The sequence below is a fragment of the Marinobacter sp. genome (assembly GCF_039977835.1).
In the GTDB taxonomy this organism is placed as follows: domain Bacteria; phylum Pseudomonadota; class Gammaproteobacteria; order Pseudomonadales; family Oleiphilaceae; genus Marinobacter.
Window position 1 is genome coordinate 24,901 of sequence record NZ_JBDWCL010000040.1, and the last position, 25,074, is coordinate 49,974.

At 56.4% G+C, this 25,074-nt stretch carries 23 protein-coding genes; 17 read left to right on the forward strand and 6 right to left on the reverse strand.

From position 1 onward, the window contains the following. Positions 1–61 precede the first annotated feature (61 nt). Positions 62–1,501 (reverse strand): sigma 54-interacting transcriptional regulator, encoded by a 1,440-nt coding sequence (locus ABJM11_RS11370; protein ID WP_348293365.1) that lies wholly within the window; start codon positions 1,499–1,501, stop codon positions 62–64. A 212-nt stretch (positions 1,502–1,713) separates the two neighbouring features. Between ABJM11_RS11370 and ABJM11_RS11375 the strand changes: the two genes are divergently transcribed. The 12 genes from ABJM11_RS11375 (at position 1,714) to ABJM11_RS11430 (ending at position 15,615) form a co-directional block, all read left to right on the forward strand. After that, positions 1,714–3,261 carry an AMP-binding protein gene (locus ABJM11_RS11375; protein WP_348293366.1) on the forward strand — a complete coding sequence of 516 codons (1,548 nt, stop codon included), beginning with the start codon at positions 1,714–1,716 and terminating at the stop codon, positions 3,259–3,261. After that, entirely contained in the window at positions 3,254–4,408 is a 1,155-nt protein-coding gene (locus ABJM11_RS11380; RefSeq protein WP_348293367.1) for a thiolase domain-containing protein, read from the forward strand. Before ABJM11_RS11375 ends, ABJM11_RS11380 begins: the two co-directional genes overlap by 8 nt. A gap of 12 nt (positions 4,409–4,420) precedes the next feature. Then, positions 4,421–5,200, forward strand: coding sequence for a 3-hydroxybutyrate dehydrogenase (locus ABJM11_RS11385; protein ID WP_348293368.1), 780 nt, complete (start codon positions 4,421–4,423; stop codon positions 5,198–5,200). Positions 5,201–5,244: 44 nt separating this feature from the next. Beyond that, positions 5,245–6,003, forward strand: coding sequence for an ABC transporter ATP-binding protein (locus ABJM11_RS11390; RefSeq protein WP_348293369.1), 759 nt, complete (start codon positions 5,245–5,247; stop codon positions 6,001–6,003). Then, positions 5,996–6,724: an ABC transporter ATP-binding protein gene (locus tag ABJM11_RS11395; protein WP_348293372.1), complete on the forward strand. Its 729-nt coding sequence runs from the start codon at positions 5,996–5,998 to the stop codon at positions 6,722–6,724. Before ABJM11_RS11390 ends, ABJM11_RS11395 begins: the two co-directional genes overlap by 8 nt. Positions 6,725–6,755: 31 nt before the next feature. Next, the gene (locus tag ABJM11_RS11400; RefSeq protein WP_348293374.1) at positions 6,756–7,958 is read left to right on the forward strand and encodes an ABC transporter substrate-binding protein; all 1,203 of its coding nucleotides are present in this window, start codon (positions 6,756–6,758) and stop codon (positions 7,956–7,958) included. Between the two features lie 28 nt (positions 7,959–7,986). After that, positions 7,987–8,892 (forward strand): branched-chain amino acid ABC transporter permease, encoded by a 906-nt coding sequence (locus ABJM11_RS11405; RefSeq protein WP_348293376.1) that lies wholly within the window; start codon positions 7,987–7,989, stop codon positions 8,890–8,892. A 3-nt stretch (positions 8,893–8,895) separates the two neighbouring features. Then, positions 8,896–9,870, forward strand: coding sequence for a branched-chain amino acid ABC transporter permease (locus tag ABJM11_RS11410; protein WP_348293377.1), 975 nt, complete (start codon positions 8,896–8,898; stop codon positions 9,868–9,870). Positions 9,871–10,201: 331 nt separating this feature from the next. Then, positions 10,202–11,167, forward strand: a complete 966-nt coding sequence (locus ABJM11_RS11415) for an ABC transporter substrate binding protein (protein ID WP_348293378.1) — start codon at positions 10,202–10,204, stop codon at positions 11,165–11,167. A gap of 77 nt (positions 11,168–11,244) precedes the next feature. Then, the gene (locus tag ABJM11_RS11420; RefSeq protein WP_348293379.1) at positions 11,245–13,248 is read left to right on the forward strand and encodes a methyl-accepting chemotaxis protein; all 2,004 of its coding nucleotides are present in this window, start codon (positions 11,245–11,247) and stop codon (positions 13,246–13,248) included. Between the two features lie 106 nt (positions 13,249–13,354). Continuing rightward, complete coding sequence (locus ABJM11_RS11425) at positions 13,355–14,269, forward strand: peptidoglycan-binding protein (protein WP_348293381.1); 915 nt, start codon at positions 13,355–13,357, stop codon at positions 14,267–14,269. A gap of 125 nt (positions 14,270–14,394) precedes the next feature. Next, positions 14,395–15,615, forward strand: coding sequence for an MFS transporter (locus ABJM11_RS11430; protein ID WP_348293382.1), 1,221 nt, complete (start codon positions 14,395–14,397; stop codon positions 15,613–15,615). On the opposite strand, the gene ABJM11_RS11435 is transcribed toward ABJM11_RS11430, so the two are convergent. Continuing rightward, positions 15,612–16,541: a DMT family transporter gene (locus tag ABJM11_RS11435; protein WP_348293383.1), complete on the reverse strand. Its 930-nt coding sequence runs from the start codon at positions 16,539–16,541 to the stop codon at positions 15,612–15,614. The two genes, ABJM11_RS11430 and ABJM11_RS11435, sit on opposite strands and share 4 nt — an antisense overlap. A gap of 163 nt (positions 16,542–16,704) precedes the next feature. Between ABJM11_RS11435 and ABJM11_RS11440 the strand changes: the two genes are divergently transcribed. Continuing rightward, the gene (locus ABJM11_RS11440; protein WP_348293385.1) at positions 16,705–17,337 is read left to right on the forward strand and encodes a nitroreductase family protein; all 633 of its coding nucleotides are present in this window, start codon (positions 16,705–16,707) and stop codon (positions 17,335–17,337) included. An 89-nt stretch (positions 17,338–17,426) separates the two neighbouring features. Further along, entirely contained in the window at positions 17,427–18,326 is a 900-nt protein-coding gene (locus tag ABJM11_RS11445) for a LysR family transcriptional regulator (protein WP_348293386.1), read from the forward strand. Here ABJM11_RS11445 and ABJM11_RS11450 read toward each other — a convergent pair. Next, on the reverse strand, positions 18,249–19,640 hold the full coding sequence (locus ABJM11_RS11450) for a tetratricopeptide repeat protein (RefSeq protein ID WP_348293387.1): 1,392 nt from the start codon (positions 19,638–19,640) through the stop codon (positions 18,249–18,251). The two genes, ABJM11_RS11445 and ABJM11_RS11450, sit on opposite strands and share 78 nt — an antisense overlap. A 157-nt stretch (positions 19,641–19,797) precedes the next feature. Between ABJM11_RS11450 and ABJM11_RS11455 the strand changes: the two genes are divergently transcribed. Further along, positions 19,798–20,760 (forward strand): AraC family transcriptional regulator, encoded by a 963-nt coding sequence (locus ABJM11_RS11455; protein ID WP_348293388.1) that lies wholly within the window; start codon positions 19,798–19,800, stop codon positions 20,758–20,760. Positions 20,761–20,865: 105 nt separating this feature from the next. Here the strand turns inward: ABJM11_RS11455 and ABJM11_RS11460 are convergent, their stop codons facing one another. From ABJM11_RS11460 to ABJM11_RS11470, 3 genes are all read right to left on the reverse strand, one after another. After that, positions 20,866–21,030 carry a hypothetical protein gene (locus ABJM11_RS11460; RefSeq protein ID WP_348293389.1) on the reverse strand — a complete coding sequence of 55 codons (165 nt, stop codon included), beginning with the start codon at positions 21,028–21,030 and terminating at the stop codon, positions 20,866–20,868. Between the two features lie 151 nt (positions 21,031–21,181). Then, the gene (locus ABJM11_RS11465) at positions 21,182–21,436 is read right to left on the reverse strand and encodes a DUF465 domain-containing protein (RefSeq protein ID WP_348293390.1); all 255 of its coding nucleotides are present in this window, start codon (positions 21,434–21,436) and stop codon (positions 21,182–21,184) included. 59 nt (positions 21,437–21,495) lie between these two features. Continuing rightward, positions 21,496–22,278: a hypothetical protein gene (locus tag ABJM11_RS11470; RefSeq protein ID WP_348293391.1), complete on the reverse strand. Its 783-nt coding sequence runs from the start codon at positions 22,276–22,278 to the stop codon at positions 21,496–21,498. A 186-nt stretch (positions 22,279–22,464) separates the two neighbouring features. Here ABJM11_RS11470 and ABJM11_RS11475 point away from each other — a divergent pair, with 186 nt between their 5' ends. Together ABJM11_RS11475 and ABJM11_RS11480 are read left to right on the forward strand one after the other, a co-directional pair. Beyond that, on the forward strand, positions 22,465–23,433 hold the full coding sequence (locus ABJM11_RS11475) for a beta-ketoacyl-ACP synthase III (RefSeq protein ID WP_348293392.1): 969 nt from the start codon (positions 22,465–22,467) through the stop codon (positions 23,431–23,433). Between the two features lie 106 nt (positions 23,434–23,539). Then, the gene (locus ABJM11_RS11480; RefSeq protein ID WP_348293393.1) at positions 23,540–25,021 is read left to right on the forward strand and encodes an NAD(P)/FAD-dependent oxidoreductase; all 1,482 of its coding nucleotides are present in this window, start codon (positions 23,540–23,542) and stop codon (positions 25,019–25,021) included. Positions 25,022–25,074: the final 53 nt, after the last annotated feature.

Genomic DNA, 25,074 nt, shown 5'->3' on the forward strand with positions numbered 1-25,074 from the left:
TTTGCAAAGTCTGCCCAGCGATCACTATTAGTGGTGGGATAGCGTTTTCATGCTGCTTGCTTCAGACCCCTAGGCGCCGCATTTTTTCATAAAGCGACGCCCGGGATATGCCGAGCAACTCCGCTGCCTGCGTCCTGTTGCCATTGGTTCGGGCAAGGGCCTGTCGCAGAACCGCTCGTTCTGCCGCCGCCATGTGATCATGGAGCGGAACCAGTGCCTCAAACGCCGGAGTCCATTCGTTGTCACCGACCGAGTCAAGCTGTGTTTCACCGGCCCCGATAGAGAGATCAACGCCGATCAGCTCCCGAATCAGTCCGGCGCCTATTTCAGGATTGTTCTCTGAGAGAATAATGGCACGCTCAAGAACGTTTCTCAGCTCACGCACGTTACCCGGCCAGGTATGCTGCCGGAGGACTCCGAGAGCATCCGGCGTCAGGAAATACAGCTGCAGATTCAGTTTGGTCGTGATTTCGTCCAGGATTCGCTCGGCAATCAGGTCGATATCCTCGAGGCGTTCACGCAACGCCGGAAGATGGATCGGCATGCCATTCAAGCGGTAAAAAAGGTCAGCACGGAACTGCCCGTCTCTGATCATGCTCTGGAGATCACGGCTGGTCGCTGCCACAATCCGGACATTGGCTTTCTGAACCTTGTTTGAGCCGACAGCCTCAAACTCCTGATCCTGAAGGACCCGCAGCAGTTTGCTTTGCACATTCTGTGGCATATCGCCTATTTCATCCAGAAAGAGTGTGCCACCCCGTGCCAGGGCAAGCTTTCCTTCCCTTCCTTCCCTGGTCGCGCCCGTATAGGCGCCCGGAGCAACGCCAAAGAACTCGGCTTCAATCAGGTTTTCCGGAACGGCCGACACATTCAGCGAAACAAACGGCTTGTGGGACCGATTGGAAAGCTGATGAATAGCGTGCGCAAAGAGCTCTTTTCCCGTTCCGGTTTCGCCAGTCAGCAGTACCGAGATATCGAAGCGGGCTACCTGCCTGAGCTTCTGCTTGAGTCTCTGCAATTCCCGACTGCGGCCAACGATATGCGACAGTCGGTATTTGCTTCTGCGCTCCAGATCGAGTTGGCTGGTGACACTATCAAGTTCTTTCTGCAGCTTGTTGTACTTGTTCGCGAGCTGGCCAAGGCTTGTGTTATCTGCCATGGCAACGAAACCAAAGCCGCCCACAATAGCCCCGCTTTCGTCCTGAAGCGGCAGCGCGCTGACAATAACCCATTGCTCACGAACGAATAGCAGATCCAGAAAAACCGGTTTGCCGGTGTCTACCACTCGTGGCATGTGACTGTTGGGCACGTGCCGAATGATCGGCTCGCCAAGAGGCTCATGGTCGAGGCCGAGAAAAGTGCGGTAGCCTTCACTGATCCACGTGATGCGGTGGTCGGTATCCACTGCGATCGCATGCTCGTAAAACGTACCAAAGGACTCGGCGAGCATCTGCACGGCACTTTCTTTTACCCCTTCAGGCGGCTTACTCAGTCTGGCCACAATCACCTCTGGTTCGATATCTTACCACTGCCTCCAGTGTACATATTGATAGACACTTATTGTCTATTATTTTGCACGTTATCGTTTAATTTTTTGCACACAGAAAACACAAGGAAAATGGCAATCTCTTTAAAACAGTAGGTTACAACAATGGCACGGTTGTTGATCGGTGAAGAGATACAACGATAAATAAACCACCGGTTATCAGCACTATGAATATTGCCAACATCCTTCTGGCATCGGCAGCGCGTTACGGCGACCGTCCGGCGCTCTCAAATGCCCAAGCTACCAGCGTCCCCTTCCGGGATCTTCATGACCGCGTGCGGCGTCTTGCGGGCTGGTTCCAGTCAGAAATGGGGCTCCGACCCGGCGACAGAGTTGCCATTTTCATGGAAAACCGGCTGGCATACCCGGAGATCATGCTTGCAACCTGGTACGCCGGCCTGGTGGTGGTTCCCGTCAATGCCAAGCTCCATATTCAGGAATTTATGCACATTGCCCGCAGCAGTGGCACCGCGGTTGCTTTTTTGAGCAACAAGACAATGTCGGCAATTGACAACGTGAAAGACCAGCCAACATGCAGATTCGTCAATGTAGACGCAGGTGAATACCAGCGATGCTTCGAGGGGGATCCCGCCGATCTGGTGGAGAGGGACGCAGATGATCTGGCCTGGCTGTTCTATACCAGCGGTACCACCGGCAAACCCAAAGGTGCCATGCAGTCACACAAAAACCTGTATGCCATGGTGGATGGCTTTCTGAATCAGGTAAAACCTGTGGAACCCGGCCAAGCAGTGTATCACGGCGCGCCCATGTCCCACGGCAGCGGCTACTACATTCTGCCCTTTGTGGCGCGTGGCGGGTGCCAGATCATCCCGGCCTCCGGCGGCTTCGATGTCGAGGAGCTCTGTCACATCCTGGCCAGCCACCCATCGGTTTCCTTTTTTGCCGCGCCAACCATGGTCAAGCGGTTGCTGGACCGTCAGGACCTGCTGAACGAGCCTGCCCTTGCCGGGCTCGATTGCATCATCTACGGCGGCGGGCCGATGTACCTCCGCGATCTGGAGCGCGCCCATGAAATTCTGGGCTACAAACTGGTCCAGATCTATGGTCAGGGCGAATGCCCCATGACCATCACAGTGCTGAACTCAGCCCACCATCGGGCTACCGACCACCCGCATTATCGCGACAGACTGTCATCAGCGGGCCAGGCCTTTTCCGGCATTGAGCTTCGCATGGCAGATGCCTTCGGACAGGAATTGGCTGCGGGCGAAACCGGAGAAATCCTGGTTCGGGGGAACGCTGTGATGCTTGGCTATTGGAACAACCCCGAAGCCACCGCCAAAACCATGACCGACGACGGTTGGCTGCACACAGGAGATGTGGGCCACCTCGACGAGGATGGTTTCCTGTACCTCACCGATCGCTCCAAGGACGTGATCATCAGTGGCGGCACGAATATCTACCCGAGAGAGGTTGAGGAAGTGCTGCTGCAACACCCGAACGTGCGGGAGGTATCAATCATCGGCGCTCCGGATCCCGACTGGGGCGAGCGGGTGGTTGCCTGTGTCGTCACCAAAGACGGAGAGCCCTGCTCTGCCAATACACTCAGCGAGTTCTGCTCCAGCCAACTGGCCCGCTTCAAACTTCCAAAAGAATACCGGTTCTTCGAGGAACTGCCCAAGAACGCCACCGGAAAAATTCTGAAAACCGCCCTCCGGGACCGGGTTGGCGAGATCAAGGAGAATGGCCATGTTTGAAGCCATCCTTTCCGGGGTCGGGCACACGCCGTTCCGGGCCCACGAGGATTCTCTCGAAACCCTGCTGACTGCAGCCGTTCGAGAGGCTCTGGACGATGCCCAAACGCCAGCTTCGGAAATTGACGAAGTGTTTCTCGGTCACTTCGGTGCCGGAATGGACCCTCAGGGATTCATTTCTTCACTGGTTTTGAACGCCGACCCGGGGCTGCACCTGAAGCCGGTTCACCGGCTGGAAAATGCCTGCGCCAGTGGCTCTGCTGCCGTACACGCAGCTGTGCGCTCCGTGATGTCCGGACAAAGCCGCTGCGTCCTGGTTGCAGGCGTCGAGAAAATGAGCGCCTGTGACCATGTAGGTCAAGCCCTGGCAACCGCAAGTTACCGGGCAGAGGAAGCCAGGTACGATTCCTTCGCGGCGCTTTTCGGTGAAATTACCGAGCAGTATTTCGGCCGCTTTGGCAACCAAGAGAATGCCATGGCGCAGATTGCCGCCAAGAATCATCGAAACGGCCTGGACAATCCTCTGGCCCAACTGCGCAAGGATCTCTCTGGCGACTTCTGCGCCACGGTGTCCGAAAAGAACCCGCGGGTGGCCGGCGCACTGAAACGGACTGACTGTTCACCTGTATCCGACGGGGCCGCCGCCCTGGTGATCAGCCGGCCAGAAAACGTCCAGTCGCCTTCCAAGTCAGTTCGCTTCCGGGCCATCGCCCAGGTGAGTGACTACCTGCCCATTTCGCGCCGCGACCTCTCCGAGCTTCGCGGATGCCGGGAAGCCTGGAACCTTGCATTCCGGCGTGCCGAGCTCGCTGGTGTGTCTGATCTCCACTTCGTGGAAACCCACGACTGCTTCACCATCGCCGAGCTTATGCAGTACGAAGCCATGGGCCTTGCCAAGCCGGGACAAGGGTACAAAGCCTTGCAGGAAGGTTGGGTGATGGCGGATGGCAAGCTGCCGGTCAACCGCTCAGGCGGGCTCAAGGCAAAGGGCCACCCTATTGGCGCTACCGGCGTGTCCATGCACGCGATGGCCGCGTTACAACTTCAGGGACGTGCCAATGCCATGCAGCTTAACAACGTTTCAGTGGGCGGGGTCTTCAACATGGGCGGCTCCGGCGTCGCCAATTACGTCAGCATCCTGAGCCTGTAAGGAGCAACAACAGTGAACAAAGAAAATGTTCTGATCACCGGTTCCACCAGTGGCATTGGCCTGGCAACCGCCCGGGTTCTGGCAGCACAGGGTTTCAACCTGATGCTTAACGGCCTTGAATCCGATGCAGAAGGTTCGGCGCTGGCCGAAGGATTGCGGAGGGAATTCGGTGTAAAGGCCTCCTATTGCCAGGCGGACCTCGCCAACACCGGGCAGCTTCAGCAACTGATTGCGGAAGCGCAAGCCGACCTGGGTCCCATTGGCGTGCTGGTGAATAACGCCGGCATCCAGTTCACCTCGAGCCTGGAAGAATTCCCGCCGGAAAAGTGGGATGTCATCATCGCCGTCAACCTGTCCGCAGCGTTTCATACCATGCAACGCCTGATGCCAGCCATGCAACAGGAAGGCTGGGGCCGGGTGATCAACATTGCCTCCGTGCACGGCCTGGTGGCCTCACCGAATAAAGCCGCCTACTGCGCAGCAAAACACGGCCTGGTGGGCCTGTCCAAGGTGGCCGCGCTGGAGTACGCGGAACACGGGGTTACCGTGAACTGCATCTGCCCAGGCTGGACGGATACGCCCATTCTGAATCACCAGTTCAATGAATACGCAAAGACTCATGGCGTGAGCTTTGAAGAAGCCAAATTGGGCCTGATACAAACCAAGGCTCCCTACCCTGAGCTGATTTCCCCGGAAGCCATCGGCCGGATGATTCAGTTCCTTATTTCCGACAGTGCGGACGCCATAACCGGAACTTCAATCCCGATCGATGGTGGATGGACTGCGCAGTAGTGCACCAACCGGAATGTTCCAGATAACAAAAAAGGGCCGATTTCATGGCTGATGAATACATTTTGCAGACTCGCGAACTGGTCAAGGAGTTCAAAGGTTTCGTTGCCGTTGACCAGGTGGACCTGAACGTCCGGCGTGGCACCATCCACGCCCTGATCGGCCCCAATGGTGCCGGCAAGACGACGTTTTTCAACCTCCTTACCAAGTTCCTCAAGCCCACCCGGGGTGAAATCGTGTACGACGGCCGTGAAATCACGCGCACCGATTCTGCGGGTATAGCCAAACTCGGCATGATTCGCTCCTTCCAGATTTCCTCGGTGTTCCCACACCTCACTGTGTTGCAAAACGTGCGTCTCGGCTTGCAGGCCAAAACGCAGAACTCCTTCGCATTCTGGCGCGCTGGAAAATGCCTGGAAAGCCTCAACGACGAAGCAATGAAGCTGCTGGAGTCCGTCGGACTGACTGAATTCGCAGGGGTTACCGCCGTAGAACTGCCCTACGGACGCAAGCGGGCACTGGAGATCGCCACCACCCTGGCACTGGATCCAAAGCTGATGTTGCTTGATGAGCCCACTCAGGGGATGGGAACGGAAGATGTCAGTACCATTTCCGCGCTGCTCAAAAAGGTTGCGGCCGGCCGCACGGTGCTCATGGTCGAACATAACCTCGGCGTAGTAGCCGACCTGGCCGACCGCATCACAGTGCTCCAGCGTGGCGCGGTTCTGGCTGAGGGCGACTACGAGGAGGTGTCGAACAATCCGGAAGTTATCAGCGCTTACATGGGGACCGCCACACATGACTAGTGCCACTGTAAAAACACACTCCGACGAGATCCTGCGCATCTCCAACCTGCACGCCTGGTATGGCGAGTCTCACGTGCTCCACGGTATCGACCTCGGCGTCAACCGGGGCGAAGTGGTGACACTGCTCGGACGCAATGGCGCTGGGCGTAGCACAACGCTGAAGGCCATTCTTGGCCTGGTGGGTGCGCGTTCAGGCCAGATAAGCGTCAATGGGCGCCCTGTCCTCGACATGCCCACCCACAAAATCGCCCACCTGGGCGTGGGCTACTGCCCCGAAGAACGCGGTATCTTTGCCAGCCTGTCTGTGGAAGAGAACCTGGTTCTGCCACCGGTGGTGCGCAGTGACGGAATGTCGGTAGAGGAAATCTACGAGATGTTCCCCAATCTCCGGGAGCGGCGAAAGAGTCAGGGCAGCAAGCTATCTGGGGGCGAACAGCAGATGCTGGCCATTGCCAGGATTCTGCGCACCGGAGCGCATCTCCTGCTGTTGGATGAAATCACCGAGGGCCTTGCCCCTGTCATCGTCCAGGCCTTGGGCGATGTCATCAGCAAACTCAAGGAGCGCGGCTACACCATCGTGCTCGTCGAGCAGAACTTCCACTTCGCGGCTCCACTGGCCGACCGACACTACGTGATCGAGCATGGGCACGTAGCCGCGATGATCAACAAGGACGAACTGGAGGAAAACAAGGAAAGACTCAATCGATCTCTCAGTGTCTAGATACAACGACAACAATCAAAGGATGGGAAAGATGAAAAAACATATGATGACTCTCGCGCTAGCTACGGCCATGACAACCAGCGGCGCTGCACAAGCGGATATTTCCGGCGACGCAGTCAACATCGGCGTGCTGACCGACATGACGGGCCTTTACTCGGCTGTAGGCGGCGCCGGTGCCGTCACCGCCACGGAGATGGCAGTAGAGGACTTCGGCGGTGAGGTGGGCGGCAAACCGATCAACATCGTAAGCTCTGACCACCAGAACAGAGCTGACATCGCCTCGTCCAAGGCGCGTGAGTGGATCGACAATGAGGGCGTCGACGTTATCGTGGAGATGCTCAACTCCTCGGTCGCTATCGCGGTGCAAAAGCTGGCATCATCGAAGGGCGTGGTGACAATCAATACCGGTGCCGGTACGACGGCGCTGACCAATGAAGAGTGCGCCCCCCTGGGCATCCACTATGTTTACGACACCCACGCCCTGCCAGTGGGTACTGCTACCGCCATCGTTGAGAACGGCGGTGAGAACTGGTACTTCATCACTGCTGACTATGCCTTCGGCCAGTCCCTGGAAAAAAACACCTCTGAAGTCGTCAAAGCAAATGGCGGCACCGTGGTCGGCTCCGTCCGGCACCCACTCAGCACGACGGACTTTTCGTCCTACCTGATCCAGGCACAGTCTTCCGGTGCAGACGTCGTCGCCCTGGGTAACGCTGGCACCGACTTCACCAACGCTGTCCGGCAAGCCGGAGAGTTCGGTATCACTGACACCCAGACTCTCGCCGGGATGCTGGTCTTCATCAGTGACGTCCATGCCCTTGGCCTGGAAACGGCGCAAGGTCTGCAGTACACCTCTGCCTGGTACTGGGACCAGAACGATGAGGCCCGTGCCTTCGCCGAGCGTTTCCTTGAGCGTACAGGTTCAATGCCCAGCATGGTCCAGGCCGGCTTGTACTCCGCCGTCACTAACTATCTGAAGGCTATTGAAGAAACTGGTACCGACGAAGGCAAGGCCGTGCGTGCTTACTTCGGCGAAACCACCATGAACGACATGTTCCACAAGAACGCCACCGTCGCGCCGAACGGCCGCGTCATTCATGACATGTACCTCCTCAAGGTCAAGAGTCCGAGCGAATCCGAGCGGCCGTGGGATTACGCCACCGTCGAGGGCACCATCCCTGGCGATAAGGCATTCATCCCGCTCTCCGAGAGCACCTGCTCGCTGCTGAAGTAACGCTAAGGATCTAACAGGGGCTATTTCCATGAGTCTTTCACTTAACGCCATTCTCGCTCAGGCCATGCTTGGGCTAACCAATGGCGCTTTTTACGCAATACTGAGCCTCGGGCTGGCGGTTATCTTCGGCTTGCTGAACATAATCAACTTTGCCCATGGGGCAATGTACATGTTGGGCGCCATGGTTGCCCTGATCGGATACTCCTATCTGGGCACCTGGATCGGCTTTCCGGAACTGCAGGCCGGGTTCTGGTGGGCTCTGGCTTTAGCCCCCCTTGTTGTCGGCATCTTCGGGATGGTCATCGAGCGAACAATGCTCAAGCGGCTGTATCAGCTCGATCATCTCTATGGACTGCTGCTTACCTTCGGTATTGCCCTGGTACTCCAGGGCTTCTTCCTCAACTATTTCAGCACTGGCGGGACGCCCTACCCGGCCACCCCGGATGTGCTTAAAGGCGCGGTAAACCTGGGCTTCATGCATTTCCCCACCTATCGCCTGTTCGCCATTATTGCTTCGCTGGCAGTCTGTTTCGCCACCTGGTACGTGATCGAACGCACCAAGATAGGCGCTTTGCTGCGTGCGGGAACAGAGAACCCAAATCTGGTGCAGGCTTTTGGGGTCAATGTGCCTCTGATGGTGACACTGACCTACGGCTTCGGTGTGGCCCTGGCCGCTTTCGCCGGCGTGGTGGCCGCTCCGATTTACTCTATCAGTCCGCTGATGGGAGCGGACCTGATCATTATCGTGTTCGCAGTGGTGGTCATCGGCGGAATGGGCTCGATCATGGGCGCCATCGTCACTGGCCTGTCGCTGGGCATGATCGAGGGCCTTACAAAAGTCATCTATGCCCCTGCAGCCAACACGGTCATTTTCCTGCTCATGGTGTTGGTTTTGCTAATACGCCCGGCCGGCTTATTCGGAAAGGAGCGCTAAACGATGAATCGCACACTATGGGTAATATTGGTCGCCGCGTGCCTGATCGCGCCTTTCTTCGTGTATCCGGTCTTCCTCGCGAAGCTGTTGTGTTTTGGGCTGTTCGCGTGCGCCTTCAACCTTTTGATTGGCTACACCGGGCTGCTCTCCTTTGGTCACGCGGCCTTTTTCGGCAGCGCGGCCTATGTCTGCGGATACCTGGCCCGTGACGTGGGCCTTACGCCTGAGCTGGCCGTGCTCAGCGGTGGTCTGGCCGCCGGTGCTCTGGGCTATGTTTTCGGCGCCCTGGCCATTCGGCGGCAGGGAATCTATTTCGCCATGATTACTCTGGCCCTGGCGCAGATTGTGTTCTTTATCGCGCTCAAAGCCCCCATCACCGGTGGTGAGGACGGCCTTCAGGGCGTGCCGCGGGGTAACGCGCTGGGCTTCATCGACCTGAGCGACACAAAGACAATGTACTACTTCGTGATGACAGTGTTCCTGGCCGGATTCTGGCTGATAGCACGGATCGTCGACTCGCCCTTCGGGCAAGTGCTCACGGCCATCCGCGAGAACGAGCCCCGGGCGTTATCGCTGGGTTACAACGTGGCCCGCTACAAGCACATGGCTTTCGTGCTGTCCGCAGCACTGGCTGGAGTGGCAGGAGCGACCAAAACCATCGTGTTCCAGTTCGCCTCGCTCCCGGATGCGTCCTGGCACCTTTCAGGCGAGGTAGTACTGATGACATTGCTGGGCGGCCTGGGAACCATTCTTGGCCCGATGGTAGGCGCCTTTACCGTGGTGTCGCTGCAATCCGAGCTCAGCGGATTCGGCTCCTGGGTAACGGTCGCTATCGGCCTGACGTTTATCGTCTGCGTGCTGCTCTTCCGTCGGGGGATCGTTGGTGAGCTCGAACACTTTTTCAGCAAGCGCTCCAGCTCGGTGGAAGTCGACCAGAAGCCAATGGTTCGCCCGGAATCCAGTACGGAAACTCAGTAGCGAGTTGTGCCCTACGGCGTCGGCCGGGGGGGCGCTCCCTCGCTCAGATTACGGCTGGCAGCAGGCAGTTTTGTCCGTGTTGCCAGACAAGAATGTGCGGAATACTGGACATTTTTCGGTATTCGGAGTCTGAAATCGTCCGCCTTCCCGGACAAAGGCGATAATCAGTGTGGAAATGGCGGTTCAAGATCATAATAAAGTCAAATAAAACAATATTTTAAAACGTTGGCATCATTTGTGTTAGTGAACATCCAAAACAATAAGAACTGTGCGTCACCAACAAGAAAGAACGGGTGCATATCCGTCGTTCAGATAACAATAAGGTACTTCCATGCGCTTCTTCCTCCTGGCTCTTTTGTTTGTCAGCCCCCTGTGCTTTTCCAAAACCGTCGTCGTCGTTCAAAGCTACCACCTGGGATACAAGTGGGACGCGGACTACATTGAGGCAGTCCAGTCGGTCCTGGGCAAGGACCACGATATCCATATATTCGAGCTGGACACCAAACGTCTGCCGAAATCCGAATGGCCACAGAAAGTAGCGAGTATTCAGCAATCCATATCCACCCTCCAGCCTGATGTCGCCATTCTCGGTGATGATAATGCATTTTCGTTGATGGCCGGCCACCTGGTGGAAAAGAAGATTCCCGTCGTATTCCTGGGAGTGAATGGCGGCCCCGTTCAACACCCTGTGCTGGAGCATGAACTGGTGGCCGGCATTCTGGAACGCCCCTTCTTCGCAGAAAGCATTCGGCACTTGCAGAAGGTTCTCCGGGTGGATGACCGTTTCCTGGTGCTGATGGACGACTCGCCAACCATGCGCAATGCGGTGAACGAGTACTTTGGCGAAAAGAGAACCGCAGAGGTCTACGGTTCGCAACTGGATATTGTTCTCACCAACGACAAGGATACCTGGTTGCAGTCCGTTTTCGCCGCTCATGAACAGTACGACGCAATCGTTGTTGGCACCCACCATACAATCCGCGATGCCGAGGGAACCTACATCGAACCGAAGGACCTGATCGGTCAGGCGTTTTCACGCAGCCAGGTTCCCATTTTCTCGTTCTGGGATATCTTCATCGGGGAACAGCAGGCTATCGGGGGTTTCACCATCTCTGCCCATCAGGAGGGTCTTACCGCCTCACGGCTGGCGTCATTGATTCTCAATGGTGTCAAGCCGGACCGGATTCCGAAAGTGAATTCCCTGAGCGGTCATTATGTCTACAGCGATAGCGGCATGAAGCACTGGAACCTGAAGCTCTCACCGATGATTGCCAGCCAGGCCAACTTTGTTGAATAAAAATCAGACGGCTGGCTCCAGATTATCTCTGGCCAGTCGTTAAGCGTGATATCAAGTACAAGAAAAGAGGCAGACCAGTGGCTGTAACTACTTTCGAAGCGATTGAACGCCGGCTTGGCGTGAGCGGAAAACTACTGATAGCTCCGGTTTTCATTCTTCTCCTGTTTGCCCTGGTCACCTTCTACAGTGTCAGGGAATTTCAGAGCCTGGACCAACGCATGGCGACGGTTGCCAGGGATCTGGCCCCGGAAACGTCGATTGCCACGAGTGCCCTGATCAATCTTTACAACATGAGATTGAGGGTTTTTGACTATTACGACACCGGGGATGACGAGGTTCTCTCCAGTTTCGAGCAGGTCGAATCGGAGTTTTTCAGCGAACTGTCGGTAGCCCGTGAGGAAATCCACAGTGCTGACCGCACACGGCTTGTCGGCGAAATTGAGCAGGCGACGCTGGAATTCGCGGACATTTTCAAGACCGAACTGGTGCCCGCAAAACAGCAGGTTCTCAATATCATTGCCAATGAACTGGACCAGTACGGGCCCAGCGCGTCGGAAGCATTGCGCCGAGCCATCGACGGGGTAACCAACAGGGAGCCTGACAGCCGGTTGCGAGTCGTTCTTGAGCAGTTGATCCACGACACACTCCTGATGCGCATGTCGGCACAACGGTTCTTCGCGGACGGCAACCCGTCATCGGAAAAGGCTCTGGGTTATGCCATGCAAGACGTGGCAGACGCCCTTGAATTTCTGGATATGGACTCTGTACCCGATTACGTCAGGCAGTATTTTGATACCGCCATTGAGGCACTGCAGGCCTACCAGGTATCGGTCAACGAATTACTGGCCCACCAGAAAACAATGATCCGTACCAAAGAAGAGAAACTCGACGTTCTGGGCCCGCGCATTACAGCATTGGCGCGGGATCTTGAACAGAAAGTGTTCACCTCACTGGAAACGGTGGCCGACGAGGCAGAGGCCGAAACAGACACCGCGCTGAATTTGACACTGGGGGCGTTCATTACCTCTATGGTACTCGGGCTGGTGGTTGCCGTGCTGATGAGCCGGATGATGGGCGCCAGCGTTAAACGGGCGCGAACAGAAATCCTTACCTATCTGGAGAGCATTGGCAATAACGAAGGTGACGTTTCCACCCGCCTGACCAAAGGGCGTCCTGACGAAATCGGTGACTTCATTTCCGCGGTTAATTCATTTCTGGAAACCCTGGAAGACATTATTTCAAAGATTGTTGTTTCATCACGGAAGCTCAGTACCGAATCCGAATCGCTCTCCGGTATTACCGACAGTACAACGGCCAATGCTGAACAGCAGAGGGATCAGGTAACACAGGTGTCGGCCGCCATGCAGGAAATGGTTTCAACCTCTGACGAGATTGCCTCCAATACCAGCGACACCGATGAGTCCGCACGGCAGGCAGCCCAACTCGCAGGCTCAGGGCAAGAGACCGTGACAACGGCCGTCAAATCCGTCACCAGGCTTGCCGAACAGGTGGAGGAAGGCTCAAAGCGCATTCAGCGTCTTGAGCAGGAGTCGGGAGAAATCGGTAACGTGCTGGAAGTCATTCAGGCCATCGCAGCACAAACCAATCTCCTGGCCCTGAACGCGGCAATTGAGGCCGCTCGTGCGGGTGAGGCAGGGCGTGGCTTTTCGGTGGTGGCTGATGAGGTTCGTGGGCTTGCGAAGCGGGTTCAGGACTCAACGGTAGACATAGAACGGATTGTATCCAATCTCCAGAGCGGCGCCGCTGGTGCCGTGGTTGATATGAGCAAGGCCAAACAAATGGCCGGAGAGGCCAGCGAAGAAGCCACAAAGTCCGGCGAAGCCCTGTCGGAGATTATTGCAGCTGTGAACCGGATTGTGGATATGACCACCCAGGTAGCAAGCGCTACCGAGCAACAGCGGGCAACGGCTGCTGAAATGACCCAGAACGTGGAAGCCAGCAGCAGTGCGATTGATAAACTGACGGATGACATCTCCCATGTGAACCGGTCCAGCAGGTCATTGGCGGATATGGCGGAAGATCTGGGTAGCGTCGTGCGTCGCTTCAGGACATCGAAGTAACACGCATGTTCCAGGGTGTTAACTGCGTCATGGGCGACATATCGAATTACTGATACTTTCAATACTCAACAAAAAGTTACGAAGAGTATCAGGGAGAGATCCACCCATGAGCCAGTCACGCTTTAACCGGGCGCCCGGTATTACCGCAGTCGCAGTGTTGGCTTCTTTCTGTGCAGTTGATGCTCAGGCCGGCCCTGTTGAGACGATTTATTCCGCAGAGAACGCCCTCTATGGGGCGGGGCATGATATTGGTAAAGCCGATGGCTGGATCGATAACACTCTGCGCGCGGCCATCCGGCGCTATCAGTCCGGCAACGATGGACTGGAGGCAACCGGTAACCTGGACCCTCAAACCCTGTCAGCCTTGGGAATCATCGCCGAAGGCAACGGCACCATCAGCGATAACTCCGTTTCCGACCGCGAATCAGCCATGACTGCGTTGGGGTTGAGTGTCGAGCGCTTAGACAGGACCAGTGTCACTCGGCCGGTTGTTGCTGCTGCGGAACCCGCAGCTCAGCCAGAGCCAGAGCCAGAGCCAGAGCCAGAAGCAGTCTCCCGGAATGAAGTGGAAACACAACCAGAACCCCCAGTCGCTGTCTCCAGTGCCAGTGAGCAGAGCACTCTCCAGAGTGAGCCAGCGCCAGCAAACCCGGAAGTAGCCCCCTTCGCTCCGGAGAAAGCCGAAGAAGCAGTGATTGAACAACCGGTTACCGTCTCGGAGGTGGTTACCACGGAGCCCGATCCCGCGCCGGAACCCATACCAGAGCCTGAGCAGGCAATGGAAGCTGAGGAGCCAGGCGAGCCAGAAGAGAAAGCTACGGTCGAAGTGGCAGCTGCTGAAGAGCCACCGGAATCCGATTTCCAACTGCCTGAGGAGCCAACTTCAGCCGGCCCAGCCAAGGTTTCAGAACTTTCACAGGCGGCCGAGTCACCCACCCCGCCCAGATCCGAACCCACAGCGCAGAGCAGCGGCGGTTTTTTCAGCTCCCTGTTTGATTTCCTGTTCGGCTGGTTGATCTGAATACCAGCCATGTAAACCCCCGACTCAAGAATCGGGGCATTCTCGTATTCAGATATAACTCGAAATAGCTCAGAATAACTGGCCTTGTTTCAAACCCGCTCACATCAGCCAAGGCCAACCATTCCATGCCTTCTTCTTTGCAGGAAGCACCCTACTCTTCCGCCAGAATCATACTGATCGTATTTTCCCTCGCCATGGGCGGGTTTGGTATTGGTACCGGAGAGTTCGCCATCATGGGCCTGATGCCCAGTGTCGCCCAGGATCTCGGCGTTACCGAACCACAGGTAGGCCACCTGATCAGCGCTTATGCGTTGGGTGTTGTAGTTGGAGCTCCCCTGCTGGCCATAGGCGGCGCCAGGCTGTATCGCCGTCACCTGCTGATTATCCTGATGGGGTTCTATGCGCTGGGCAATCTGGCCAGCGCTCTCGCGCCCGGCTACGGGTCACTGCTGGTATTCCGGTTTATCGCCGGCCTGCCCCATGGTGCCTATTTTGGTGTTGCAGCGTTGGTCGCAGCGTCCCTGGTCCCTCTTAACCGGCGCGCGAAAGTTGTCAGCCTGGTGATGATGGGGCTTACCCTTGCATTGTTGATTGGCAACCCGCTCGCAACAATACTCGGCCAGAGCCTGGACTGGCGTTATGCCTTTGGCTTTGTCGGTTCCATTGCCGCACTTACTGGCGTGATGATCATTGTATTTCTACCGCTGAATCGTAACGAGGTGCGGCAGAGTCCTTTTTCGGAAATACGCGCTTTCAACCGGCCAGACATATGGTACCCATTGGCGATCGGGTCCATCGGCTTTGCCGGTATGTTTTGTGTATTCAGCTACATGGCGCCGACACTGCTGGAGGTCACTGGCGTTAGTCAATTCTGGATACCGATTGCCCTTGCCGTATTCGGGCTCGGAGGGTTTGTCGGTAATATCCTGGGCGGATGGGCCTTCGACCGGTTGGGGTTCCGCAGCATTGGCTGGATGTTGCTTTGGAGCATCGCCATGCTGTTGTTGTACCCTTACGCCACCGAGAACATCTGGACAATGTTGCTGATGTGTTTCCTTGTCGCCTTGATGGTCGGCCTTGGCCCAGCCCTGCAAACTCATCTGATGGATGTAGCGCACGGCGCACAAACCCTGGCTGCGGCTTCCCACCACGCGGCATTCAATGTTGCCAACGCTCTGGGACCATGGCTGGGCGGCATGGCTATCAGCGCCGGCCTGGGGTGGCAGTCCACCGGCTATGTAGGCGCAGCGACGGCTGTGGCGGGCCTGGCAATATTCCTGCTGGCCTGGCGACAGCAAACAAGCGCAGCCGGAGAAGCTGAGATCGTATTCAGTCGCGAAAGCTAATCCGTACTGCAACGGCTGCGTTCCTGTTTGGGCAGGTTGGCGAGCACAACGCCGGCCAGAAGCAATACCACCCCGCCCCAGACGGCCCAGCCATAGGATTCACCATAGAACACGATGCCGAACAACATGCCCGCAGGTGTAATGACAAAGCCCAGCTGGCTGAGAAATGTCGGCGATGTTTGCCGCTGCAAATGGAAAAAACCACGATACCCGATGGCTGTCAGGATCGACTGAACGGCCAGGATTCCCCACAGACGGATATCGTCAACCAGCAGCGTCGTTACGTCGCCTGACACAAGCACTGTCATGAATATAATGACAGCACCGCCCAGGAGCATACCGATAGCCAGCTGCTCGGGTGTGGCGCCAGCGGGCCAGTGGGAGGTGCGATAGATGTTGCCAATGGCGAGAGAAAGCGGAACGAGCAATCCGAGCAGCAGCCAGGGAAGTGAGTCAGCGCTGACACCGGCGGGATTCGGTGACAGTATCCAGACACAACCAGCGACACCGAAACTGAGGCCAATCGCCTTCTTCCCGCTCAGGGACTCCATACCCAGCGTAACTGCGATGGCATACGTGGCGAGCGATGGCAGCGCGTAAAGTGTCGCGGTGAGCCCTGCCCCGACATTGGAAACAACGGCAAACGCCACGGCGTTGGGCACAGCGATCGCGGTAAGCCCGCTGATTCCGAAGTAGCGGGCAAGTGTGCCGTCGAAACTTACAGGCGAGCGCTGGCGAAGCCAGGCAGCCAGGATCAAACCGCCACCAAGTGCCTGCCAGAACGCGTAGGCCAGTGGCGTCATGCCGGCGTCCGTGGCAGCTCTGGACAGTGGCAGCATCAAGGCAATCGTTACACCTACGCCCAGTAACAGTAGTGCGGACCTGATGCCGGGCTGATTGGCGCGAGTCGGGGGTTGATTAAGCATAACCTGTCCTCCATCGAATGTTCCGCCATCTTCCGGGAACCGTTGCTAAGGATCACCACACGTTCCGTGAAAACTCAATTGCCTGATCGGGGGTCGATACCAGAAGCCGAATCATACAGTCTTGCAAACAAATCACTCACGCAAACACAAAAGGTAGGTCGTTATGGATTTTCTGACAGCACTGGAATGGCGTTACGCCGCAAAACGAATGACAGGTGAATCGATTCCTGAACCGGTTCTATCACGAATTCTTGCAGCTACCCGGCTGGCACCCTCCTCCTACGGGCTGCAGCCCTACACCATCAAGGTCATAAGCGACCGTTCACAGCTTGCCCGTATTCATAAAGAGGCCGCTCCTCAGCCCCAGGTAAAGGAATGTTCGCAACTGCTGGTTTTCGCAACCATGACCGATCTGGATGCATCAACAGTGGACCAATACATGCAACTGACGGCGAACCAGCGGGGCCTGGACATTGGCGATCTCAACGGCTTTTCCGAAGCCATAAAGGGAACCATCAGTGGCTTCGCTACCGTTGAAGAGAGGCAGGCCTGGGCGGCCAAGCAAGCCTATATTGCACTGGGGTTCACCCTGGCGGCCGCTGCCGTTGAGCGGATTGATGCGTCCCCAATGGAAGGTTTTGACCCTGCCGCGCTGGACCGCACGCTGGGGCTGGAAAAAGAGAATCTGAGCAGCGTGGTTATTTTGGCATTGGGTTACCGCAACCCGGAACAAGACCCGATGTCGCAGATGGTAAAAGTTCGAAAGCCCTATTCCCAACTGATTCAGGCGGTGTAACACACTGTGGCAGGCATAATCCTGCCACGCTCCGTTTCTGCCCCTGTATAATGCAGCCATCAATCCATGATATGGCGTGGGGTACAGGCATGGACCGCCTCAAAGGTGTGGAGTATTTCAAGCGAATCTATGAGCTTGGATCGTTTACGGCAGCGGCCAGCGAGTTCCAGTGTTCGAATGCGGTCATTTCCAAGTATGTCCGGTTCCTCGAGTCCTGGACGGGCTCAAAGCTGATCAATCGCAACACCCGTACGATCAGTTTTACCGAGGAAGGTGAACGTTTCTACAATTACTGTGTGTCGATCACAGGGCAGACAAACGAGTTACTTGACGCCGTCGCAGCCACCGACAGCCTCTCCGGTGAACTCGTTATCGCCAGCCCTGTATCCCTGTCCATCGCAGTGCTTGGCCCGCTATTTATCCGCTTCCAGAAAGAAAATCCATTGTTGTCCATTCGCCTGCAGATGAGTGATCAGCTTACAGATCTTGTGGGCAGCGGAGTTGATGTGGCCATAAGGGGTATAGAAGCCCCGGCCGACTCATCCCTCATCGCAACCCGTCTGGGCGCGCTGGATCGCATTCTGGTGGCATCGCCCGGTTATCTGAGGAGCGCCGGCGTGCCCACTGCTATTGAAGAACTGCGATCACACCAATGCCTGGTCTACAGCCTGAGTTCCGACGCCAATCGATGGGGGTTCACGCCACCGTGCGGTTCAGATGAGCCGGTATCCGTTGAGGTTACCGGCCCCCTGATAGCAGACAATTCCATGATACTGGTTGAGGCGGCAAAGGAAGATCTGGGCATCGCCATGCTGCCCCGAGCCTATATAGACGCTGAGCTCAGGAACGGCTCACTTCAACAGCTGAGGCTGGATGCCGACCCTGTACCGCGCTCAATCTATGGGATGTACTCAGGCCGGCGCTACCTGCCAAGACGGGCGAGAAGATTCATCGACTTCGTCAAAAGCTCCCTGGAGGTCACTTCGTGACAGAGAGCCGGCCCGTTTCAGGAACAGATTATTGATCACGCCCCTGGAACGGTTAGCCACACGGCCACTGGCCAGCGCTTCTGCGACAGAGCCCAGGCTGCCACGGAGAGCGGCTTCCGTGAGGGTTACGCTGATAATATCGCGCTGGGCGTGACTCCCCCCAAAGCCGTTCGATATGAACATGCATGGGTAAAGAAATTCGGCAGCTTCGCGATAACGCCCCTGCTCGAATGAAGTAAAGCCCTTGACCAGTGGTATACCGTACTCCCGTGCCCATAATGCAACTTCACTTCCGTCTATGGCCAGTTTCTGAAGCGAGGCGATGACCCGCGCCAGGTCTTTGTACCGACCCGCACCAGCGTACGCCATGGCCGCATGCCAGTCATTGAACGGGTAATTGCTTCCTTCCATGTGAATATCCCAGCACGTAGCCAGTTCTTCCCAGCGGCCCCCCACATCCGCTCCCGCGAGCTGCAGGCGCCAAAGCAGTGCTGAGGCATCAACCAGGTCAAGGGCCACAGTGCTCCGGGTGCCCCGGATATTACGGTCATACAACGCCAGGGCTTTGTTGGCCTGACCAATATCCATATAGAACAGGCACTGGTGCCATACATTGTGTACTTTGAAGAAGTTGTTGTCGCCGGACCAGTGGGGGTATCTGGTGATCATCCAGCCAACACCATCCTCCGCCCTTCCCTGCATTTCCATAACATGGGCCACCGCGTGATGCGCCCAACAATCGAGTGGCTCAAGATCCACTGCACGTCGCCCGGTTTCCTCAGCACGGGCGTAGTAGCCAGTCTCTTCCAGGCCAAAGGCATGCATACCCAGAAGTACTGAATACCCCGGTGTGCCCTCTGTCCATCTGGAAAGCACCCTTCCCGGACGATCCCTGAGGTTTTGCGCATTAGCCCTGTAGAAATCCATCAAATGCCCGGCCTGGATGGCCAGCAGGTCGTGAGGGTATTCCATGTTGTGCCAGTCGAGCACAATTGCAGCTTTCGTCCAGTGGCCCTCCAGAAGCAAGCGAAGGGCCGACAGAAGGGAGGCTTCCCGCTCCGTCACCCGTCGCGCCGTGAGGGCATTAACGATGGCTCGGGCTTCTTCATTTGCTTGCGGCTCGGTGGCCAGGCCAAGCACATAAGCCTTGAAAATCCGGGCCATGGCGAAGTCCGGCGAATGAGCAATGGCCTGGTCAATCAGTGCAACCGGATCATCACGGTATACATTGAACGCTTCAAGTGCCTGGCCGTACAGCTCGGCGGACTGAGCATTTGCGCCCTGGAGTGCATTTCCCTGTCTGTCTGTAAACATTGAGTGGTGCCCTCATATACGTTGTTATAGGTGCGCCTCATCCAGAGGCGGTGCTATTATTAAATTCCCTCAGTCCAACCGACTATGTGCAAGGCGCCGGAACATTTGTCCGATCCGCTTTATTTGCTGCCGGGCGCTCGGCAATCGGAGGCGCCACATGAACGGCCATCTCGACCTGTTTCGGGATATGCACCTGACCGGCGGTATCTTTCTCGACGCACACTTTACAGCGCCCTGGTGCATTACCGCTCAGGTGAGCCCGGAGGACTGTGCGCCTTTTACACCGCAACCCTGCCATATCATCGGCTATCACTTTGTCACGCTGGGGGCCATGCGTTTGGTCGTCTGCGGCCAGCAGCCCATAAATGTTCAAGCCGGGGAACTGGTGGTGCTACCCAGAAATGACATTCACCTGCTTGGTAGTGATATGAACATTGCCCCCACAGACATTTCCGGTCTCATCCAGCCAGGCTATGAAGGTGGCATCGCACAAATCGTTTATGGGAATAAAGGAGCCCCGACTCACGTCCTGTGCGGTTTTCTGGGTAGTAATCAGCCAAGGAATGCCGTGTTTGCCATGCTTCCCCCTGTGCTGAAGCTGGACGTGGGCGATGCCATTTCAGGTAGCTGGATTGAAAGCACCTTCCGTTTCGGAGCGCAGGAACAGGCACAAAAAGGCGTCCAATCCCGGGCGGTATTGGCGCGGCTGGCAGAACTGCTTCTCATGGACGCAGTCAGCCGGTATGTGGCAGCGGGCGATTCAGGCAATCAGAGTGCCTGGGCGGCTTGTTTCGGGGATGTGTTGATCGGTAGAGCGCTGAATCTGATCCATGGCCGAATGGCGGAACACTGGACTACCGAGCGTTTGGCGAGGGAAGTCGGGCTATCACGCTCCGCTTTTGCGGAGCGATTTACTAAAGCGGTTACCGAGCCACCGATGACTTACTTGTGTCGTCAGCGGCTTGAGAAAGCATCGTTTCAGTTACGGGATACTGCAACCCCGATCCCAAAAATCGCGGCCGCCATCGGTTACGAATCCGAGGCGGCGTTCAGCCGCGCATTCAAGCGCGTATACGGTCTGCCACCGGCCACCTGGCGCAGGAGGAATCTGCCTCACTGAACTGTCCGTTTTGTCGACGGCGCTGTCCAGTTCGGTTCGAGGCGAGGGAGGTAAACAACCATGGCTCCTGTTTTTATGACAGGGCACCGCGTTGAAATGAAATCCTCAGGCCGCTGCCGAGAACTTCCAGAACGGCGTTCTCAAACGCTGTTCAACAACTTCAGGCGGATAGCCAACGTCTTTAAGAAGGCGTGGTTCCATGGTCAGGACCAGGTGGAGGAAGTTACGCTTCATTCTCCACCCTTGGTACAGTGATACTGCTCTGCTCATTTTGATCATCCGTTCATAGGTAACAACAAAAGGGGTAAACCGTAACCGGTCTTTGTTAGTAACCTATTTTATGGATGACGCCTCCCCGGCCCCATACTTGGAAACCACTACGCAGCCTCTTTTCAGGGCCCGGAGGGCTAGTGACTTATACCTATCCTGCGCCGTTGGACTTTTTCACGAGCGTTTTATAAAGGTCATCTTTCAGTTGCAGGCGCCATTGCTTCAGCCGGTGCAACTTGTCATCTCCAATCGGGGAATCTCTGCGCTCGAGGCCTTCGATTTCCTGGTCCAGCTCTGCGTACTGCTGAAACTCTTCCTTGAACTTCAGGTCGTTCGCCTTCAGCTCATCGATCAGTTCTTTGAATTGGGGAAATTCGTTGTGAAGCTCGTGGTTGGAAATGCCCATTACCTCGTCTCCTAGTTGTCGCAGAGTGGATAGTCAGGATGCCATTCCTGCCGGGAAACCTACAAATCGGAATCCAGCGGCTCAAGTCCCAGGGATTCTTTGAGGTTCCGGTATTCATCGCGGTAAACAATGGCACCTAATGCCATGGCGGCCTTGGTAGCCATACGATCAAAGCTATCACGAATAAGGCCCGGTATGTGTGTTTTCAGTCGAACGCTGGCTGTCTCTATCAGTACGGCACCCATCACAAGCAACGCGTCAATTCGCCGGTTCTCCCGGTCACCATCCATGATGTGGCGGGCCAATGCCTTCGCGTCGCCCACGATCACTCTCTCCTCTTCATTCAGGCTTGTTCCGTCAAAGGCCATGAAACTCTGGTAGCGTCGGGCCCGCTTCAACATGAAGGCTTCCTTCACGGCCGGGTCCGGCTCGTCGGCCTCTGGCCGGGTGTTGAGAATGCCGTGCAAACGGAAGTCGACCTCCCCTGCCGCGCGCTTTTCGTCAAAGACCTGCTGGACGTCCGCACGGGCAATGCTGGCGGTCGTCTCCATGGCTTCAGTAATGACAGCGTCAAATGTGGTTTTTTCAACCACATCGAGCACCCTTCGAATGGTGTGGATGGACTTCATCAGCTCTGGCCAGAGCTGGGGGTCAGCCTCGTCGGGTCCCTCTGGAAGCCTCGTCTCGATAGCCCGCGCGCTGAAGAACGCGTTTTCTACATCGCGGCCAGCGACGCCGGGCTCGTTGGCAATCCATTTGACGCCGTAGTCATTGAGGTCTTCAATCAGGCTAGAGGTGAGAATAAGCAGGTAATACTTCATGCCGAGGGGAAGATCTGTCACCAGCAACGCTCCTTCACAACAAAGGTGCCTGCCTATAGGTATAGCTGATTATGGCCTGACTACCAACGTTGCGGACAGGCCGCGACCGCCACCTTTGACAAACCGCTAATAGCTGGGAGCGATCAATAAGGTATAGGATGATTGAAAGAATCTGAGCACTGACCAGTTTACTAAGGAACATTTCACATGACGTACGCGCGAATTGTCGGCACGGGCTCCTACCTGCCCGAGAATGTCATGACAAACGAAGACATGGAAAAGATTGTCGACACCAGCGACCAATGGATTCGTGAGCGTACCGGAATCGAGCAGCGGCATATTGCGGTGGAAGGTGAAACCACTGTTGATCTGGCGGAAAAAGCGTCGCGCCTGGCGATTGAAGCGGCCGGCCTGAAGCCCGATGATATTGACCTGATCGTTTTCGCCACGTCCACACCCGACAAAATTTTCCCAAGCTCGGCGTGCATCCTCCAGGCCCGTCTCGACATCCATGGCTGCCCGGCCTTTGACATCCAGGCGGTGTGCAGTGGCTTCGTGTATGCCCTGTCGGTGGCCGACAAGTTCATCAAAACCGGTAGCAGCAAGCGGGTTCTCGTGGTGGGTGCCGAGCTGTTTTCCCGCATTCTGGACTGGGAAGACCGCGGTACCTGCGTGCTCTTTGGCGACGGTGCCGGTGCAGTGGTTCTGGAGGCCAGCGAGGAAACCGGCATCCTGTCCACCCACATTCACGCGGATGGCAAGTACGAAGACCTGCTCCACGTTCCCTATGGCATCGGCGACGGCTTCGACCAGGTGCGCGCTGGCAAGGGGCACGTGCACATGAAAGGCAATGAGGTCTTCAAGATCGCGGTGAACACCCTGGGCCGGATTGTGGACGAGACTCTGGAAGCCAACCAGATGAAAAAATCCGACATCGACTGGCTGGTACCCCACCAGGCCAACCTCAGGATTATTGCCGCCACGGCCCGCAAGCTTAATATGTCCATGGATCAGGTGGTGGTAACGGTCAACAAGCACGGCAACACCTCCGCCGCCTCCATCCCGCTGGCACTGGATGTGGCCGTTCGTGACGGCCGTATCAGGAGGAATGAGGTCATTCTGCTGGAAGCGTTCGGTGGCGGCTTCACCTGGGGTTCAGCACTGATCCGTTACTGACCTGATCATTCTGACTACTCCCATTGGCGAGTAAAGCCATCTACCCGAGGGATGACCGCCCGTATACTCTGTCAGGAACCCTGAAATCTGCTAAAGGGAAGCGTTCATGGCTGACAGTGCCAGTGGCAAAACACCCTCCGTGATCATTATCGGCACCGGTTTTGGTGGCCTTTGCATGGCCATTCAGCTGAAAAAGGCCGGAATCAATCAGTTCACCATGCTTGAAAAGGCCTCCGGGGTCGGTGGCACCTGGAGGGATAACACCTATCCCGGTGCCGCCTGCGATGTTCAGTCCCATCTCTACTCTTTTTCGTTTGAGCCCAAGCACGACTGGTCAAGGAAATTTGGATTGCAGCCGGAAATTCTCGGCTATATGCAGCACTGCGTTGAACAATACGGGCTGGCTGAGCACATCCGTTTCAACAAGGAGGTCGCCAGCGCTGGCTTTGACGAAACCACCAATACCTGGACGCTCACGACGACTGACGGCGACGCCTTTAAAGCCGACATCGTGATAACCGCCACCGGGCAGCTGAACCAGCCTGCCTGGCCCCGGATTCCGGGCATGGAAGGCTTTTCTGGCAGGATGTTCCACTCTGCCCGCTGGGATCACGATTACGACCTGGCGGGGAAAAGAGTTGCGGTGATCGGTACCGGCGCCAGTGCCATCCAGTTCGTGCCTGAAATCGTGCCAAAGGTTAAATCCCTCAGCCTCTTCCAGCGCTCCGCCGCCTGGGTGTTACCAAAACCGGATCGGCCGTTTTACCGCTGGGAACAGACACTGTTCCGCAGATTTCCTCTATGGGATCGCTGCTATCGCTACCTGATTTATTGGAAGAATGAGAGCCGCGCACTGGCGTTCACACGTTTCTCCAGCCTGCTGGAGATCTTTGCCCGGCAGGCAAAGCGCTTTGCCAAAAGCCAGGTAAAAAACCCGCACAAACTCAGGCATCTGATCCCGGACTACCGGATTGGCTGCAAACGGATTCTGATCTCGAACGACTGGTATCCGGCCGTGGACCAACCACATGTGGATCTGGTCACCAAAGGCATTGAACGGATTGTGGAACACGGCATTGTTACCCGGGACGGTGGTGTGCATAAAGTGGATGCGATTATTGTTGGCACCGGGTTCGCAGCCTCCGAGTTCCTCTCACCCATGAAGATCACCGGTCGCAAAGGTGTGTCTCTGAATGAGGCCTGGGCCAGCGGATCGGAGGCCTATAAAGGGATCACTGTGTCGGGCTTCCCCAACCTGTTCATGCTTTATGGCCCCAATACCAATCTCGCCCATAACAGCATTGTCTATATGCTGGAGTCCCAGGTTCGGTACGTACTCAGTTGTATCGCGATACTGCGGGCGCAGCCAGGCCGTGCGATGGATGTCAAACCGGACCGGCTAGAGGAATTTGCAGCCACCCTTCAGCAAAAACTTCAACACAGTGTCTGGGAGTCTGGCTGTCACTCCTGGTACCTGGACAAAAACGGCAAGAACACCGTGAACTGGCCAGGCTTCACCTTCACTTATCGGAAGGCCACGCGGCGGGCAGACCCGCAAGACTACGAGTTTCTTCAACCCATACGATAAAACCCGCCCAGCGCAGAATTTGACAGCTGCAGATTATTCATAGGATGATTGGG

Bases quoted from the DNA above. Each gene is read 5' to 3' on its own strand.
- ABJM11_RS11425 (WP_348293381.1), top strand. From the start codon at position 13,355: ATGAGCCAGTCACGCTTTAACCGGGCGCCCGGTATTACCGCAGTCGCA.
- ABJM11_RS11430 (WP_348293382.1), top strand. From the start codon at position 14,395: ATGCCTTCTTCTTTGCAGGAAGCACCCTACTCTTCCGCCAGAATCATA.
- ABJM11_RS11455 (WP_348293388.1), top strand. From the start codon at position 19,798: ATGAACGGCCATCTCGACCTGTTTCGGGATATGCACCTGACCGGCGGT.
- ABJM11_RS11415 (WP_348293378.1), top strand. From the start codon at position 10,202: ATGCGCTTCTTCCTCCTGGCTCTTTTGTTTGTCAGCCCCCTGTGCTTT.
- ABJM11_RS11465 (WP_348293390.1), bottom strand. From the start codon at position 21,436: ATGGGCATTTCCAACCACGAGCTTCACAACGAATTTCCCCAATTCAAA.
- ABJM11_RS11435 (WP_348293383.1), bottom strand. From the start codon at position 16,541: ATGCTTAATCAACCCCCGACTCGCGCCAATCAGCCCGGCATCAGGTCC.
- ABJM11_RS11410 (WP_348293377.1), top strand. From the start codon at position 8,896: ATGAATCGCACACTATGGGTAATATTGGTCGCCGCGTGCCTGATCGCG.
- ABJM11_RS11395 (WP_348293372.1), top strand. From the start codon at position 5,996: ATGACTAGTGCCACTGTAAAAACACACTCCGACGAGATCCTGCGCATC.
- ABJM11_RS11400 (WP_348293374.1), top strand. From the start codon at position 6,756: ATGAAAAAACATATGATGACTCTCGCGCTAGCTACGGCCATGACAACC.
- ABJM11_RS11480 (WP_348293393.1), top strand. From the start codon at position 23,540: ATGGCTGACAGTGCCAGTGGCAAAACACCCTCCGTGATCATTATCGGC.
- ABJM11_RS11460 (WP_348293389.1), bottom strand. From the start codon at position 21,030: ATGAGCAGAGCAGTATCACTGTACCAAGGGTGGAGAATGAAGCGTAAC.
- ABJM11_RS11475 (WP_348293392.1), top strand. From the start codon at position 22,465: ATGACGTACGCGCGAATTGTCGGCACGGGCTCCTACCTGCCCGAGAAT.
- ABJM11_RS11450 (WP_348293387.1), bottom strand. From the start codon at position 19,640: ATGTTTACAGACAGACAGGGAAATGCACTCCAGGGCGCAAATGCTCAG.
- ABJM11_RS11380 (WP_348293367.1), top strand. From the start codon at position 3,254: ATGTTTGAAGCCATCCTTTCCGGGGTCGGGCACACGCCGTTCCGGGCC.
- ABJM11_RS11390 (WP_348293369.1), top strand. From the start codon at position 5,245: ATGGCTGATGAATACATTTTGCAGACTCGCGAACTGGTCAAGGAGTTC.
- ABJM11_RS11405 (WP_348293376.1), top strand. From the start codon at position 7,987: ATGAGTCTTTCACTTAACGCCATTCTCGCTCAGGCCATGCTTGGGCTA.
- ABJM11_RS11445 (WP_348293386.1), top strand. From the start codon at position 17,427: ATGGACCGCCTCAAAGGTGTGGAGTATTTCAAGCGAATCTATGAGCTT.
- ABJM11_RS11375 (WP_348293366.1), top strand. From the start codon at position 1,714: ATGAATATTGCCAACATCCTTCTGGCATCGGCAGCGCGTTACGGCGAC.
- ABJM11_RS11440 (WP_348293385.1), top strand. From the start codon at position 16,705: ATGGATTTTCTGACAGCACTGGAATGGCGTTACGCCGCAAAACGAATG.